The 15,739-nt window shown below is 71.7% G+C and carries 11 protein-coding genes; 4 read left to right on the plus strand and 7 right to left on the minus strand.

Annotated features, from left to right (window positions below):
* Positions 1–58 precede the first annotated feature (58 nt).
* The 5 genes from ACFYMO_RS20100 to ACFYMO_RS20120 form a co-directional block, all read right to left on the minus strand.
* Positions 59–1,072, minus strand: a complete 1,014-nt coding sequence (locus ACFYMO_RS20100; RefSeq protein WP_366770573.1) for a LacI family DNA-binding transcriptional regulator — start codon at positions 1,070–1,072, stop codon at positions 59–61.
* Positions 1,069–2,745 (minus strand): glycoside hydrolase family 13 protein, encoded by a 1,677-nt coding sequence (locus tag ACFYMO_RS20105; protein WP_366770574.1) that lies wholly within the window; start codon positions 2,743–2,745, stop codon positions 1,069–1,071. Before ACFYMO_RS20105 ends, ACFYMO_RS20100 begins: the two co-directional genes overlap by 4 nt.
* A 77-nt stretch (positions 2,746–2,822) precedes the next feature.
* Positions 2,823–3,653 (minus strand): carbohydrate ABC transporter permease, encoded by an 831-nt coding sequence (locus ACFYMO_RS20110; protein ID WP_366770724.1) that lies wholly within the window; start codon positions 3,651–3,653, stop codon positions 2,823–2,825.
* Positions 3,654–3,658: 5 nt separating this feature from the next.
* Positions 3,659–4,585 carry a sugar ABC transporter permease gene (locus ACFYMO_RS20115; protein WP_366770575.1) on the minus strand — a complete coding sequence of 309 codons (927 nt, stop codon included), beginning with the start codon at positions 4,583–4,585 and terminating at the stop codon, positions 3,659–3,661.
* A gap of 539 nt (positions 4,586–5,124) precedes the next feature.
* A complete protein-coding gene (locus tag ACFYMO_RS20120) occupies positions 5,125–6,402 on the minus strand; it encodes an extracellular solute-binding protein (protein WP_366770576.1) in 1,278 nt (425 codons plus the stop codon).
* A gap of 461 nt (positions 6,403–6,863) precedes the next feature.
* Here ACFYMO_RS20120 and ACFYMO_RS20125 point away from each other — a divergent pair, with 461 nt between their 5' ends.
* Together ACFYMO_RS20125 and ACFYMO_RS20130 are read left to right on the plus strand one after the other, a co-directional pair.
* Positions 6,864–7,940: a LacI family DNA-binding transcriptional regulator gene (locus tag ACFYMO_RS20125; protein ID WP_366770577.1), complete on the plus strand. Its 1,077-nt coding sequence runs from the start codon at positions 6,864–6,866 to the stop codon at positions 7,938–7,940.
* A gap of 36 nt (positions 7,941–7,976) precedes the next feature.
* On the plus strand, positions 7,977–8,879 hold the full coding sequence (locus ACFYMO_RS20130; protein WP_388547802.1) for a phosphatase PAP2 family protein: 903 nt from the start codon (positions 7,977–7,979) through the stop codon (positions 8,877–8,879).
* Between the two features lie 67 nt (positions 8,880–8,946).
* Here the strand turns inward: ACFYMO_RS20130 and ACFYMO_RS20135 are convergent, their stop codons facing one another.
* Together ACFYMO_RS20135 and ACFYMO_RS20140 are read right to left on the minus strand one after the other, a co-directional pair.
* A complete protein-coding gene (locus tag ACFYMO_RS20135; RefSeq protein WP_388548148.1) occupies positions 8,947–11,970 on the minus strand; it encodes a bifunctional [glutamine synthetase] adenylyltransferase/[glutamine synthetase]-adenylyl-L-tyrosine phosphorylase in 3,024 nt (1,007 codons plus the stop codon).
* A gap of 244 nt (positions 11,971–12,214) precedes the next feature.
* Positions 12,215–13,576, minus strand: coding sequence for a glutamine synthetase family protein (locus ACFYMO_RS20140; RefSeq protein ID WP_019358688.1), 1,362 nt, complete (start codon positions 13,574–13,576; stop codon positions 12,215–12,217).
* Between the two features lie 342 nt (positions 13,577–13,918).
* Here ACFYMO_RS20140 and ACFYMO_RS20145 point away from each other — a divergent pair, with 342 nt between their 5' ends.
* Positions 13,919–15,049 (plus strand): LLM class flavin-dependent oxidoreductase, encoded by a 1,131-nt coding sequence (locus ACFYMO_RS20145; protein ID WP_388548151.1) that lies wholly within the window; start codon positions 13,919–13,921, stop codon positions 15,047–15,049.
* Entirely contained in the window at positions 15,046–15,714 is a 669-nt protein-coding gene (locus ACFYMO_RS20150; protein ID WP_366770579.1) for an FMN reductase, read from the plus strand. Before ACFYMO_RS20145 ends, ACFYMO_RS20150 begins: the two co-directional genes overlap by 4 nt.
* The last annotated feature ends 25 nt before the right edge of the window (positions 15,715–15,739 follow it).

Consider the following 15,739-nt stretch of genomic DNA (forward strand, 5'->3'; position numbering starts at 1 on the left):
CGGCCGCGGCCGCGACGGGTGCCGCACCCCGCGAGGTGCGGCACCTCCGGCGCACCGGTCAGCCGCGGGGCGCGTGCGCCGTCGAGCCCCGGACCACCAGCTCCGGCTGGAAGACGAACTCCGTGTCCGCCATCGGGCTGCCGCCCATCGGCTCCAGCAGCGCGTGCACGGCGGCGTTGGCCATCGCCCGGACCGGCTGGCGGACGGTGGTCAACGGCGGATCGGTGAAGGCGTTGAACTCCGAGTCGTCGTAGCCGACCACCGACACCTCCCCCGGTACCGCCAGCCCCCGCTGCCGCGCGGCCCGTACGGCGCCCAGGGCCATCGGGTCGCTGCCGCACACGATGCCCGTACAGCCCGCGTCCAGCAGCGCCCCGGCCGCCGCGTGTCCACCCTCGACCGTGAAGAGGGTGTGCCGGATCGACGGCTCGGCCCCGCAGCGCTCCATGGCGCGGGTGAACCCGGCCACCTTGCGCCGGGTGGGGACGAACCGCTCCGGGCCGACGGCCAGCCCGATGCGCTCGTGGCCCAGTTGGCGCAGATGCTCGACGGCCATCGCCGCGGCCGCCTCGTCGTCCGGGGAGACGAACGGCGCGCTGATCTCGTCGTTGTACCCGTTGATCAGTACGAACGGCACCCCGCGGGACGCCAGTCGGGCATAGCGGGAAGGGTCGGCCGTCAGGTCGGCGTGCAGCCCGGAGAGGAAGATGATCCCGGAGACGTCCCGCTCCACGAGCTGACCGACCAACTCGTCCTCGGTGGCGCCACCCAGCATCCGGGTCCCGAGCACCGGCGTGAACCCGTACCCGGACAGGGACTGCTCGATGACCTGGGCGAACGCGGGGAAGATCGGATTGGTCAGCTCCGGGATGACCAGCCCCACCAGCCCGGCGCTGCGCTGCCGGGCCCGCGCCGGGCGCTCGTAGCCGAGCACGTCGACGGCGGCCAGCACCCGCTGCCGGGTGGCCGCGGCCACCCCCGGTCTGCCGTTCAGCACCCGGCTGGCGGTGGCCTCGCTGACCTCGGCCTGCACGGCGATGTCGGCCAGCCGCGCGGTGAGCGCCGTGGTCATCGCCCGGCCCACCAGGCGGTCGTGTCACCGGGCAGTACGGTCCTGCCGGACTCCGCCGCGGGCAGCGGACCGCTGGCCAGGAGGAGTGCGCCGGTGCGGAAGTCCAGCGCCACCGGCTCGGTGCCGGTGTTGGCCGCGCACACGAACCCGCCACGGCGGAAGGCCAGCACCCTCTCGGGCGCGGTGAGCCACTCCAGCGGTTCGCCGTCGCCCAGCTCGGGGCGCTCGCGGCGCAGCCGCAGCGCGGTCCGGTACAGCTCCAGGGTGGAGTCCGGGTCGCCGGTCTGCGCCGCGACGGACCACGCGCCCCACTCGGGCGGCTGCGGCAGCCAACTGCTGCCGCCACCGAAGCCGAAGGAAGTGCCGCCGTCCGCGGTCCGCTCCACGGCCCAGGGCAGCGGGACGCGGCACCCGTCGCGGAGGCCGTCCTGCCCGTTGTCCCGGAAGAACGAGGGATCCTGGCGTGCCTCCTCGGGCAGTTCCGCCACCTCCGGGAGGCCCAGTTCCTCGCCCTGGTAGACGTAGGCGGAGCCGGGCAGCGCCAGCATCAGCAGCGAGGCGGCGCGGGCACGGGACTCACCGCCGCCGAGCCGGGTCCGGTGGCGGACCACGTCGTGGTTGGACAGCACCCAGGTGGCGGGAGCGCCCACGGCGCCGAGCGAGGTGAGGGACGCGTCGACGACTTCGCGGAGGGCCGGCGCGTCCCAGTCGGTGCCCAGGTAGTGGAAGTTGAACGCCTGGTGCAGCTCGTCCGCGCGGACGTACAGCGCGGTGCGCTCGGCGCTGGGCGCCCACGCCTCGGCGACGCCGATGCGCTCCCCGGGGTACTCGTCCAGCACCTGCCGCCAGGAGCGGTAGATGTCGTGCACCCCGTCCTGGTCGAAGAACGGCAGCTCGGCGGTGCCCAGCAGGCGGAGCTGCTCGCCGCTGCCCATGTCGGGCAGTCCGGCCGCCTTGACCAGGCCGTGGGCCACATCGACCCGGAAGCCGTCCACGCCCAGGTCCAGCCAGAACCGCAGCACGGAGCGGAACTCGTCGCGGACCGCGGGATGCTCCCAGTTGAAGTCGGGCTGCTCCGGTGCGAACAGGTGCAGATACCACAGTCCCGGCTCGTCCGGCACCCGGCTCCAGGCGGGGCCGCCGAACACCGACTCCCAGTCGTTGGGCGGCAGCTCGCCCCGCTCCCCGCGGCCCGCACGGAAGTGGTAGCGCTCGCGGGCCGCCGGATCGCCCGCCAGCGCGCGGACGAACCACTCGTGCCGATCGGAGGAATGGTTGGGGACGATGTCGATGATGACGCGCAGCCCGAGCGCGTGCGCGTCCCGGATGAGCGCGTCCGCGTCGTGCAGCGTGCCGAACATCGGGTCGATGGCACGGTAGTCGGCGACGTCGTACCCCGCGTCGGCCTGCGGTGAGGCGTAGAAGGGGCTGAGCCAGACGGCGTCCACGCCGAGCGCGGCCAGGTGCGGCAGCCGCTGCCGCACACCGGGCAGATCGCCCATGCCGTCGCCGTCGCCGTCGGCGAACGAGCGCGGATACACCTGGTAGATCACCGCGTCCCGCCACCAGCCGGACGCGCCGGACCGCGCCGAGGAGGCGGCGTCCGGACGCGCGGCCCGGACGCGCGGGTCCACGGCGCCGTCGGCCTGCGGTGCGCTGCTGTGCTGAGTCATGTCGTCCCTGAGGGGTTGGTGGTCCCGCCGCGGTGGTCGACGGGATACGGATCGGGGCTCGCCACGAGGGCGTGGGCCTAGGTCTTCGTGGCGCCGGCCGTCAGGCCGCCGACCAGATGGCGCTGCGCGAAGCCGAAGACCACGGCGGCCGGTACGGCGATGACCACGGCCGCCGCCGTCATGGCGCCCCAGTCGGCGCCGTACCGGTTGACGAAGGTCTGCAGGCCGCCCGCCAGGGTCAGGTTCTCCTCGCCGGTCATGAAGGCCGTCGCGTAGGCGACCTCCGCCCACGCGGTCACGAAGGTGTAGAAGCCGGTGACGGCGATCCCGGGCTTGGCCAGCGGCAGGATCAGCCGCCAGAACGTACCGAACGGGTTGAGTCCGTCGACCCGGCCCGACTCGTCGATGTCGACGGGGATGGTGTCGAAGAACCCCTTCATCATCCATGCGCAGAACGGCACGGCGATCGTCAGATAGGTGATGATCAGCCCCAGCGGCTGGTTGAGCAGGCCCAGCTTCGCCATCGTGTTGTAGAGCGGAACGATCAGCACGGCCATCGGGAACATCTGGGTGATCAGCAGCACCCACATCAGGGGCCGCATCCCGGGGAAGCGGAACCGGCTGAGCGCGTACCCGGTGGTGGCCGCGATGAGCACGCCGACCACCGTGGTGCCGACCACGACGATCAGCGAGTTCCCGAACCAGGTGAGGAAGTGCGTGTCGGCGATGACATGCCGGTAGTTGGTGAAGGTGAAGTCCTTCACCAGAGCCGTGGTGAAGGACTCGCTCTCCGGTTTGAAGGAGGTCACCAGCAGCCACAGCGGCGGGAACAGGGCGCACACCGTGCCCAGCAGCAGGCCCGCGTGCAGTCCGGCGGAGGCGAGCGGGGTCCTCTTCGTCGTTCTCATGGTGGTCACCACGCCTCTCCCTGGCGGCGCAGCGCCCGCCGGTAGACGACCGTGAACAGGGACAGCAACAGCAGGATGAGCACGCCCCAGGCCGCCGACGTGGCGAAGTCGCGCGGACTGTTGACGAACGAGAGCCGGAAGGCATAAGTCACCAGGATCTCCGTCGAGTCCTCGGGCCCGCCCCGGGTCAGCAGGAAGATCACCGGGAACATGTTGAACGTCCAGATGGTGCTGAGCAGGACCACCGTGCTGCTGACCGAGCGCACCCCCGGCAGCGTGATGCTGCGGAACCGCTGCCAGGGACCGGCGCCGTCCATCTCGGCCGCTTCGTACAACTCGCCCGGTATCGCCTGCAGCGCGCCCAGCATCGCGACGATCATGAACGGTACGCCCAGCCACACGTTCACGGCGATGACCGACACCTTGGCCCACACGGGGTCCCCCAGCCAGGGGACACCGTCGATGCCGCCGCCGGAGAGGACCTTGTTGAGCAGCCCGTGCTTCTCGTTGAACAGCATCTTCCAGGCGAAGACCGAGACGAACGCCGGAATGCCCCACGGCACGATCATCGCGACCCGGTAGAAGGAGCGCCCGCGCACCCTGCGGTTCAGCATGACCGCCAGCGTCAGCCCCAGCGTGAACGTGACGCCGACGCACCCGGTGGTCCACAGCACCGTCCAGCCCAGCCGGTCCCAGAAGACGCCGTCCGAGAGGATCGCCCGGTAGTTGTCCAGACCGGTGAACTCATAGGTGGCCGGGATGTGGTTGACACCGATCGTGCGCTCGACGTTCGCCTCGTCGGCGTCGGTGAGCGACAGGTAGACGCCGCGGCCGAGGGGGTACCCGACGATCAGCCCGATCACCAGGACCACCGGGGCCACCATCGTCCAGGCGTACCAGTGCCGCGCCGCCCAGCTTCTGACCTTCCTCATCCGACCTTTCCATTTCCTCGGCCACCCCTTCGCGGGGTGCGACTCCCTTAGCGGGGGGGGCGTCTTCGCGGATCCAGTTGCCCTCCGCAGGGGGCCTTGCTTTGTGGGGGCACGCCCCCTGGCTCCTTCGGCTGTCCCCTTCGCGGGGGGCGTTGCGTTGAGAGGGCACGCCCCCTGGCTCCTTCGGCTGCCGCCGAGAGGTCGTGTCGGGGGGCGCTGCCCCCCAACGGCCCCCCGCTAAGGGGGCTCCGCCCCCTTAGAAACCCCCAGGCACCCAGACTTCTCCCTCCCTTTCCCCTGTCCGGCGGCCGCCGGGGAACCTTCGTGTGCGGGAGCGCTCTTGGGCTGTGACGGACAGCATCCGGACACTTCTGGCAGACAACGGACCAGGACACTGCCCCGGAGCAAGGTCCGTAAGGGATCACATGGGTGCGGCTGGGGGGTCTAGGGGGCGAAGCCCCCGACAACGACCCGGCGAACAACCGGGTGGGGGCACCCCCAGGGGGCCGCGCCCCCGCGAAGGGGGCACCCGGCGCGGGCTAGTGGTAGCCCTTCAGGAGTTTGCGGAACTTGGCGCCGATCCCGTCCGCGGCCGCCGCAGGCGACTTGCCCCCGGCAAGGACCCCGTCGACACCGACCCGAATCGGCTCGAAGAGCGAGTTCCCCTCGGCGATCCAGGGCCGCTGGACGGCCTTCGCAACGGCGGGGCGGAAGAACTCGACCATCTCGTTCTTCTTGACGGCGTCCTTCTCGTACACGGACTTGCGGGTCGGCAGGAGCGACAGCTCCTGGGTGGTGCGGGCCTGCACCTCCGCACTGCTCATGTACTTGGCGAACTCCTGCGCGGCACGCATGTTCTTCGTCCCGGCGTACACGGACAGGTTCCAGCCGCCCTGCGGGGAGCCCTGGGCCTTGCTGCCGGCGGGGACGGGGGCCACACCGAGGTTGTCGTCCTTGTCCCCGTTCGTGAACTCCTTGCCCTCGCGGGCGAGCGCGATGTCCCAGGGGCCGTCGATGATCATGGCGACATCGCCGTCCTGGAACGCTTTGATGCCGTTCTCCTGGCCGTCGCTGGAGTCGGTGACGGCCGCTTTGGAGTCGACGAGGTCCTTCATGGTGGCGAGGGCCCGCACGCCGGGCTCGTCGTCGACGGTGACCTTCTTGTTCTTGGCATCGATCAGGTCGCCGCCCTCGCCGTAGAGGTAGGGGAGGAACCAGTAGGGGTCGTCGCCGCGCAGGTACAGCGCGGTGGCGCCGGTCTTGTCCTTGATCTTCGCGGCGTTCTTCTTCAGTTCGGCGAAGGAGGTGGGCACCTCGACACCAGCCTTCTTCAGCAGCCGCTTGTTGTAGAAGAGTCCGAGCGTGTCGGTGACCTGCGGTACGGCGTAGGTCTTGCCTTCGAAGCGGGTGGAGCCGGCGGCCGTCTCCAGGTAGTCGGAGGCGTTGTCGAGTGCGGGGGTGCCGTCCAGCGGGGCGAGGTAGCCGAGGTTGGCGAAGTCGGCGACCCAGGCGACTTCGGTGCGCATCACATCGGGTGCGCCGGAGTTGCCGCCGGCGGCGTTCTTGAACTTCTGGTTGGCGTCACCGAAGTTGACGTGCACGTACTTGACGTCGACTTTCGGGTGCTTCTTCTCGAAGTCCTCGGCGATCTTCTTGTAGGTCGCCTTCTCCCCGTCGTTCGAGGTGTCCCAGTAGGTGACGGTTCCCTCGATCTTCCCGTCGGCGCCGCTTCGGGCGTCGTCCGAGTCACTGCCGCAAGCCGTTGCCGCAAGTGCCAGCCCCGCTATCAGCGCGGTGGCGCCTATGCCACGCCGCATGTCCGATCCCTCCGCAAGGTGAAAGAGGCGCACGCCCGGGCTTCTGCCGGTATGTGGCGGCGCCCGGCTGCGGAGGAACGTAACAGCGCTGACACCCGGAAGAAAGACCTTGCCGCAATTTTCTGCAAGATACAGAGCAACGGCTTCGCCGACATAACTCCGGGCCCCTGTCCGCGTTGTCACCTCTGACACTGGCTTGCAGCGCTTCGCGAGCCGCGCCGGTCCCGAGCCCGACGGGGAGGACTTGTGACCCAGCACGCCACCACCCGCGCCACCGTCCCCACGCCCGCGGGCCGTCCGCCGCGGTCCGCCCCGGGCTGGTGGCGGGCCTCGGCGACAGCACCATGGAGCGGCTCCCGGCTCCGGCGGGGAGGCCGGGGCACCCGCGGACCAGATGCGCATTCCGGCCAATTCCTGCACCTGGTGGGCAGCGTGATGCGTGGCCGGTAAGGTCCAGTCCTGTGACCGCGCGGCTGGCTGACATCGCAGTACAAGCGGGGGTCAGCGAAGCCACGGTCAGCCGGGTGCTGAACGGCAAGCCGGGCGTGGCCGCGACCACCCGCGAATCCGTGCTGGCCGCGCTCGACGTGCTGGGGTACGAGCGCCCGGTCAAGCTGCGCCGCCGCAGCGAGGGCCTGGTGGGGCTGATCACGCCCGAGTTGGAGAACCCGATATTCCCGGCCTTCGCGCAGGTCATCGCGCAGGGCCTCACCCGGCAGGGCTACACCCCGGTGCTCGCCACCCAGACCCCCGGGGGCTCCACGGAGGACGAGCTGACGGAGATGCTGGTGGACCGGGGCGTCGCCGGGATCATCTTCGTCTCCGGACTGCACGCCGACACCACGGCCGACACCGGCCGGTACGAGCGGCTGCACGGCCAGGGCGTTCCGTTCGTCCTCGTCAACGGCTTCTCCGAGGGGGTGCGGGCACCGTTCGTCTCCCCCGACGACCGGGCCGCAATGCGGCTGGCCGTCACCCATCTGGTCTCGCTCGGCCACGAGCGGATCGGCCTCGCCCTGGGCCCCGAGCGCTTCGTGCCCGTCCAGCGTAAGATCGAGGGTTTCACCCGGACCGTGCGGGAGCACTTCGGGACCGACGGCGGCGATCCCGCCGAGCTCGTCCAGCACTCCCTGTACACCCTGGAGGGCGGGCAGGCCGCCGCCGCCGCGCTGCTGGAGCGGGGCTGCACCGCCGTGGTGTGCGCCAGCGACATGATGGCGCTGGGCGCGATCCGCGCGGCCCGGCAGCGGGGGCTGGCGGTGCCCGGCGACGTCTCGGTCATCGGTTTCGACGACTCCCCGCTCATCGCCTTCACCGATCCGCCGCTCACCACGATCCGGCAGCCGGTCACCGCGATGGGGCAAGCCGCCGTACGGACTCTGCTGGAGGAGATCGGCGGCACCCCGGCGCCGCACAGCGAGTTCGTCTTCCTGCCCGAGCTGGTGGTGCGCGGCTCCACCGCGTCCCGTAGGAGGAGCGGCCCGGCGGCCTCCGCCGAGCGGACGATGGCGGGAGTCCAAGACCCGACCGCAGGATGATCGGCCCCTGCCCCCCGTCTGGCAGACTGTCGGTCTATGGGGGCACCGACCACGAGGACCGAAGACAGCAGCCGGCAGGACTCCACGGAAGCCCCGGCGGAGCAGAGTGCTGCGCGCACCGAAACGGATGCGGCGCAGGCCCCGGCGGGACAGGACACCTCCGCCGATGTCGGCTCCGCAGGGCGTGGGCTGCTGGCGCGGTGGCGTTCGCCCCGGCACCCCCGGCTGTGGTTCGAGATCGTCCTGATCGCGGTCAGTTACTGGACGTACTCGCTGATCCGCAACGCGGTCCCCGAGCAGCGCGCCGAGGCGCTGCACAACGCCGACTGGATCTGGCGGACCGAGCACACCCTCGGTATCGCCGTCGAGCAGTCGATCAACCACGCGATCGGCGGGGTGACCTGGCTGATCGTCTCGATGAACTACTACTACGCCACGCTGCACTTCATCGTGACGATCGGCGTGCTGGTGTGGCTGTACCGGGCGCATCCGGGGCGGTACGCGGCCACCCGGCTGGTGCTCTTCGCGACGACCGGCAGCGCGCTGCTGGGCTACTACCTCTTCCCCCTGGCGCCGCCCCGGTTGATGGCCGGCGGGCACTTCATCGACACCGTGCAGGTGCACCAGACGTGGGGGTCGATGGCGTCGGGGAACCTGGCGCAGATGTCCAACCAGTACGCGGCCATGCCGTCGATGCACATAGGGTGGTCCGTCTGGTGCGGCCTCACCATCGCGATGCTGGCGCGCCCGCTGTGGGGGAAGGTCCTGGGGGTGCTGTACCCGGTGGTGACGCTCACCGTCATCGTGAGCACCGCCAACCATTTCTGGCTCGACGCCGTCGGGGGGCTGCTGTGCCTCGCCCTCGGCTACGGCCTCGCCTGCGCCTGGTACGGCCGGCTGCCCTACCGGCTGCCGCGGCTGGCCGCAGCCCCGGTGTGAGCGGACCCCCGCCGCGCGGCGGGGGCCGTCCCGGGGAAGAGCCTGCCCGCCGGTGCGCGGCGCCGCTTCACTCCGCGTCGTAGAAGAGGCGGTCCACGACGGCGCGGGCCCGCCTGGTGACCCGGCGGTAGTCGTCGAGCATCTCGCCGACGTGCCCCGGCTCGTAGCCGAGGTAGCGGCCGACGGCCCCCAGTTCCCGGGACTCTGAGGGGAAGGTGTCCCCCGGCCGGCCCCGCACCAGCATCACCGCGTTGCGCACCCGCGAAGCGAGCACCCACGCCTCGTCCAGCACCTCGGCGTCGTCGGAGTCGATCAGTCCAGCCTCCCGGGCGGCGGCGAGCGCGACCCGGGTGCGGGTGGTCCGCAGCGCGGGCAGCTCGGCGGCGTGCCGCAACTGGGTCAGCTGCACCGTCCACTCGACGTCGGTCAGTCCGCCGCGGCCCAGCTTGGCGTGGGTCGTCGGGTCCGCGCCGCGCGGCAACCGCTCGCCCTCCATCCGGGCCTTGAGCCGCCGGATCTCCCGCTCGGCGTCCTCGCCAGGGCCGCCCCGCGGATAGCGCAGCGGGTCGATCAGTTCGATGAACCGCTCCCCCAGGCCCGCGTCGCCCGCGACGAACTCGGCCCGCAGCAGCGCCTGGCTCTCCCACACCACGGACCAGCGGTCGTAGTAGGCCGCGTAGGAGCTCAGCGACCGCGCCAGCGCCCCGGACTTGCCCTCGGGGCGCAGATCGGCGTCTATCAGCAGCGGCGGATCGGACGTGGGGAGCTGCAACAGCCGCCGCATCTCGGTGGCGACGGCGAAGGCCGCCTTGCCCGCCTCGTGCTCGCTGACCCCGTCCCGGGGCTCGTGCACGAACAGGACGTCCGCGTCCGAGCCGTAGCCCATCTCGTGGCCGCCGAACCGGCCGACACCGATGACGGCGAACCGGGTGGGCAGCTCGTCGCCCCACTGCTGGCGGACGGCAGCCCGCAGGGCTCCGGCGAGGGTGGCGGCGTTGAGGTCGGTGAGCGCGTCGCCCACCCGGTCCAGGGCCTCGGCGGGCTCCTGCTGGGCGACGTCCTCGGTACCGTACGCGCCGATCAGGTCTCCGGCGGCGGTACGGAACAGCTCCCGGCGCCGCACCCCGCGCGCCGCTGCGACGGCCGCCTCGGCGCCCTCCGCGCGGCCGACGGCGGCCAGCGTCTCCTGGGTGAGCGCGACCCGCGACCGGGGGCGCAGCCCGTGCTCGTCGCCGAGCAGGGCGACCGCCTCGGGTGCGCGCAGCAGCAGGTCGGGCGCGAACCGGCCGGCGGACAGGACGCGGGCGAGGTTCTCGGCGGCGGCCCCCTCGTCGCGCAGCAGCCGCAGGTACCAGGGCGACTTGCCCAGCGCGTCGGAGACCTTGCGGAAGCCGAGGAGCCCGGCGTCCGGGTCGGAGGAGTCGGCGAACCAGCCCAGCAGCACCGGGAGCAGGGTGCGCTGGATGGCGGCCTTGCGGGTGACGCCGGAGGCCAGCGCCTCCAGATGGCGCAGCGCGGCGGCCGGGTCGGCGTAGCCGAGGGCTTCCAGCCGCTGTCGGGCCGCCTGCGGCGAGAGGCGTTCGTGTCCGGCCTCCAGCTGCGCCACGGCGTCCAGCAGCGGCCGGTAGAACAGCTTCTCGTGGAGCCGGCGGACCGCGGCGGCGTGCCGCCGCCAGGCCTTGTGGAGTTCGGTGACCGGCTCGCTGCGGTAGCCCAGCGAGCGGCCGAGGCGCCGCTGGTCGGCCTCCGACTCGGGCATCAGGTGGGTGCGGCGCAGTTGGTGGAGCTGGATGCGGTGCTCCATGGTGCGCAGGAACCGGTAGGCCGCGTCCAGTGCGGCGGCGTCCTGGCGGCCCACGTAGCCGCCCGCGGCCAGCGCGTCGAGCGCCTCCAGCGTGGTGGGGCTGCGCAGCGAGGTGTCGCTGCGGCCGTGCACCAGTTGCAGGAGCTGGACGGCGAACTCGACGTCCCGCAGTCCGCCGGGCCCCAGCTTCAGTTCCCGGTCGAGCTGGGCGGCGGGGATGCTGGCGACCACCCGGCGGCGCATCTGCTGGACGTCGGTGACGAAGTTGTCCCGTTCGGCAGCCTGCCAGACCATCGGGGTGACGGCGTCCACGTACTCGTAGCCGAGCTGCGCGTCGCCCGCCATCGGCCGGGCCTTGAGCAGCGCCTGGAACTCCCAGGTCTTGGCCCAGCGCTGGTAGTAGGCCAGATGGCTGCTGAGGGTGCGGACGAGGGGGCCGTTGCGGCCCTCGGGACGCAGGTTGGCGTCGACCGGCCAGATGGTTCCCTCGCCGGTGGTGTCCGAGCAGATCCGCATCATGTGGGCGGCCAGCCGGGTGGCGGCCTTGAGCGCCCGCTCGCCGTCCTGGGCGGCGTCCGCGCCCCGCCCGCCGGTGGCGCCGCCGGGCGGTTCGGCGACGAAGATGACGTCGACGTCGGAGACGTAGTTGAGTTCGTGCCCGCCCGCCTTGCCCATGGCCACGACCGCCAGCCGACAGGCGGCCGCGTCCTCGGGCGCCGCCGCCTCGGCGAGCGCGAGCGCCCGGCGCAGGGTGGCGGTGGCCAGGTCGGCGAGCTCGGCTGCGGTCTGCGCGACATCGCTGGTGCCGCACACGTCGCGCGCGGCGATCGACAGCAGTGCCCGGCGGTAGGCGACCCGCAGCGCGTCCGGTCCGTCGACGTGCCCCAGCGCCGTCTCGAACTCCGCGATGCCCGGGTTGAGGTCCGCCGACTCGTAGGTGACCAGCGCCTCCCAGTCGTGCGGGTGGGCGGCCAGGTGGTCGCCCAGGGCGTCGGAGGAGCCGAGGACGCCGAGCAGCCGGTCGCGCAGCGGCTTGGCGCGCAGCAGGGTGTCCAGCAGCGGCTGCGCGTCCTTGTCGACGGCCTCCAGCGCCTCGATGAGGCGGACGAGGCCGACGAGCGCGAGGTCCGGGTCGGCGGTGGCGCCGAGCGCGTCCAGGAAGAGCGCGTCGTCGCGGACCGTGGCCAGGGTGGGGGCTTCGAGCAGCCGGGTGGCGGACTCCGGGTCCGTGAAGCCGTGCCGCAGCAGCCGTCCGTACCGGCTTCCCCGGCGCCCCTCTGGTGTCACGCTCACTCCCTGCCGTCCTCTCCCAGCCCCTCCCCGGCCCTCGGCCGGGGGTACCCGCCCTCGCTGCGCGCTCCCGCGGAGGGCGCAGCGGGCGCTCCCGCGCGGGACGTCCTCCCGGCCGCGGCGCGAGCCGCCCCTCCGGTCGCCGCGCGAACCGCCCTCCCCGCGGCCGCGCCGAGCGCTGTCCGCGGCGTTTGGAGCACTCCGGGCCCGGCGCCGCGACCGGTCCCGCGGGCCGGTCGCCTCACAGCACGGGAAGGGATTTGCGCAGCTCGAAGGCGGTGACCTCGCTACGGTACTCCTCCCACTCCTGCTTCTTGTTCCGCAGGAAGAAGTCGAAAACATGCTCACCGAGCGTCTGCGCGACCAGTTCGCTGCGCTCCATCAGGCTGATCGCCTCGCCGAGGTTCTGCGGCAGCGGTTCGATGCCCATGGCGCGCCGTTCCGCGTCCGAGAGCGCCCACACGTCGTCGTCGGCGCCCGCGGGGAGCTCGTACCCCTCCTCGATGCCCTTCAGGCCGGCGGCGAGCAGTACGGCGTAGGCGAGGTAGGGGTTGGCGCCCGAGTCGAGGGAGCGCATCTCGATCCGCGTCGAGCCGGTCTTGCCGGGCTTGTACATCGGGACGCGGACCAGCGCGGAGCGGTTGTTGTGGCCCCAGCAGATGTAGGAGGGGGACTCGCCGCCCTCGCCCGCGGTGCGGTTGGCTCCGCCCCAGATGCGCTTGTAGGAGTTGACCCACTGGTTGGTGACGACGGAGATCTCACCCGCGTGCGTGAGCAGCCCGGCGATGAAGGAGCGGCCCACCTTGGAGAGCTGGTACTCGGCGCCGGACTCGTAGAACGCGTTCCGGTCGCCTTCGAACAGCGACAGGTGGGTGTGCATGCCGGAGCCGGGGTACTCCGAGAACGGCTTGGGCATGAACGTGGCCTGGACGCCCTGTTCGAGGGCGACCTGCTTCATGACGAGGCGGAACGTCATGATGTTGTCGGCGGTGGAGAGCGCGTCGGCGTAGCGCAGGTCGATCTCCTGCTGGCCGGGGGCGCCCTCGTGGTGGGAGAACTCGACGGAGATGCCCATCGACTCCAGCATGGTGATGGCCTGGCGGCGGAAGTCCATGCCGACGTTCTGCGGGGTGTGGTCGAAGTACCCGGAGGAGTCCGCGGGGACGGGGCGGGTGCCGTCCACCGGCTTGTTCTTGAGCAGGTAGAACTCGATCTCCGGGTGGGTGTAGAAGGTGAACCCGAGGTCCGACGCCTTGGCCAGCGCGCGCTTGAGCACGTAGCGCGGGTCGGCGTAGGAGGGGGAGCCGTCCGGCATGAGGATGTCGCAGAACATCCGCGCGGTACCGGGAGCCTCGGCCCGCCACGGCAGTATCTGGAAGGTGCCGGGGTCGGGCTTGGCGATCATGTCGGACTCGTAGACGCGGGCGAACCCCTCGATGGCCGAGCCGTCGAAGCCGATCCCCTCATCGAATGCCTGTTCGAGTTCGGCGGGGGCCACCGCGACCGATTTCAGGAAGCCGAGGACGTCGGTGAACCAGAGTCGGACGAACCGGATGTCGCGCTCCTCCAGAGTGCGGAGGACGAATTCCTGCTGCTTGTCCATGAGCCTATCCTTGCAGGTCGGAGAGGTTCGCTCAGATCCCCCGGCGCACGGGGCCGTCTCAGCATTCCACCACGGGGTTTCCACGGGGTTGCACGCCCCGATCCGATCGTTTCACAGCGGGTGCCGACGAGCACCGCGCACCCGCCCGGGCACACAGCGCGACCGGCCACCGGGGCACCCGAGGCGCGGGCCTGCGGGATCGGTCGGCGGGAATTTCCGGGCACCCGTATGCATTGAGGCGGGCAGAGATAGTTCAATGGTCAACCACTTCAGCCCGCACCCCGGGCACAGCAGCAGCCCACAGTCATACGGAGGACGGCGAGCACCATGACGGCCACCCCCATCCAGTTCGGGATCTTCACCGTCGGCGACGTGACGCCCGACCCCACCACCGGGCGGACGCCGACCGAGCACGAGCGGATCAAGGCGATGCTGGCCATCGCCCTCAAGGCCGAGGAGGTGGGGCTCGACGTCTTCGCCACGGGCGAGCACCACAACCCGCCGTTCGTGCCCTCCTCGCCGACGACCATGCTCGGCTACCTGGCGGCCCGCACCGAGCGGCTGATCCTCTCCACCTCCACCACGCTGATCACCACCAACGACCCGGTGAAGATCGCCGAGGACTTCGCGATGCTCCAGCACCTCGCCGAGGGCCGCGCGGACGTGATGATGGGCCGCGGCAACACCGGCCCCGTCTACCCCTGGTTCGGCCAGGACATCCGGCAGGGCATCCCACTGGCGATCGAGAACTACGCGCTGCTGCGCAAACTGTGGACCGAGGACGTGGTCGACTGGCAGGGGCGCTTCCGCACCCCGCTGCAGGGCTTCACCTCCACCCCGCGCCCGCTGGACGGCGTGCCCCCGTTCGTCTGGCACGGCTCCATCCGCAGCCCGGAGATCGCCGAGCAGGCCGCCTATTACGGCGACGGCTTCTTCGCCAACAACATCTTCTGGCCCAACGAGCACTTCAAACGCCTCATCGGCCTCTACCGCGACCGCTTCGAGCACTACGGCCACGGCACCCGCGAGCAGGCCCTGGTCGGCCTGGGCGGCCAGGTGTTCATGCGGCACAGGTCCCAGGACGCGGTGCGCGAGTTCCGCCCCTACTTCGACAACGCCCCCGTCTACGGACACGGCCCCAGCCTGGAGGAGTTCACCGACCAGACGCCGCTGACCGTCGGCAGCCCGCAGGAGGTCGTCGAGAAGACGCTGACCTTCCGCGAGTCCTTCGGCGACTACCAGCGCCAGCTCTTCCTGATGGACCACGCGGGCCTGCCCCTGAAGACCGTGCTGGAGCAGTTGGACATGCTCGGCGAGGAGGTCGTGCCGGTGCTGCGGAAGGAGATGGCCGCCCGGCGCCCGGCGGGCACCGCCGACGCACCGACCCACGCGGCCCGGGTCGCCGCGGAGCGCTCCGCGCAGGCCGCCGAGCAGGCAGCAGGACAGCAGAACGAGAAGGGAGCCGCCGTATGACGTCCACCGACAGCACGCGGGCGGTCCGGCTGGCTGTCGTCTCCGCCGGGCTGAGCGAGCCCTCCGCCACCCGGCTGCTGGCCGACCGGCTGGCCGAGGCGACGCGGGTCGCGCTGCGCACCGACGCCGACGTGGACACCGATGTGGACGTCGAGGTCACGACGGTCGAACTGCGGGACGTGGCGACGGAGATCGCGCACAACTTCACCACCGGCTTCGCCGGCGGGTCGCTGCGCGAGGCGATCGGGAAGGTGACGGAGGCGGACGGGCTGATCGCCGTCACCCCCGTCTTCTCCGCGTCCTACAGCGGGCTGTTCAAGTCGTTCTTCGACGTCCTGGAGAAGGACGCGCTCGCCGGCAAGCCGGTACTGCTGGGCGCCACCGGCGGCACCCCGCGCCACTCGCTGGTCCTGGAGCACGCCATGCGGCCGCTGTTCAGCTATCTTCGGGCGGTGGCCGTGCCGACGGCCGTGTACGCGGCGACCGACGACTGGGCCGCCCCCGACGACGGCGTCACCCCCTCGCTCCCCCGCCGCATCGCCCGCGCGGGCGGCGAACTGGCGGGCCTGATCGCCCCCCGCGCCACCGCCCGGGACACCTCTCCGGAAGAACCGGACGTGGTGCCGTTCGAGCAGCAGTTGGCCGCGCTGCGGGTCGAGGACTGAGGGCGGCCCCCCCCCGGCCCGTGCG

Origin of the sequence: Streptomyces sp. NPDC007025 (genome assembly GCF_042869455.1) — a bacterium.
Taxonomy (GTDB): domain Bacteria; phylum Actinomycetota; class Actinomycetes; order Streptomycetales; family Streptomycetaceae; genus Streptomyces.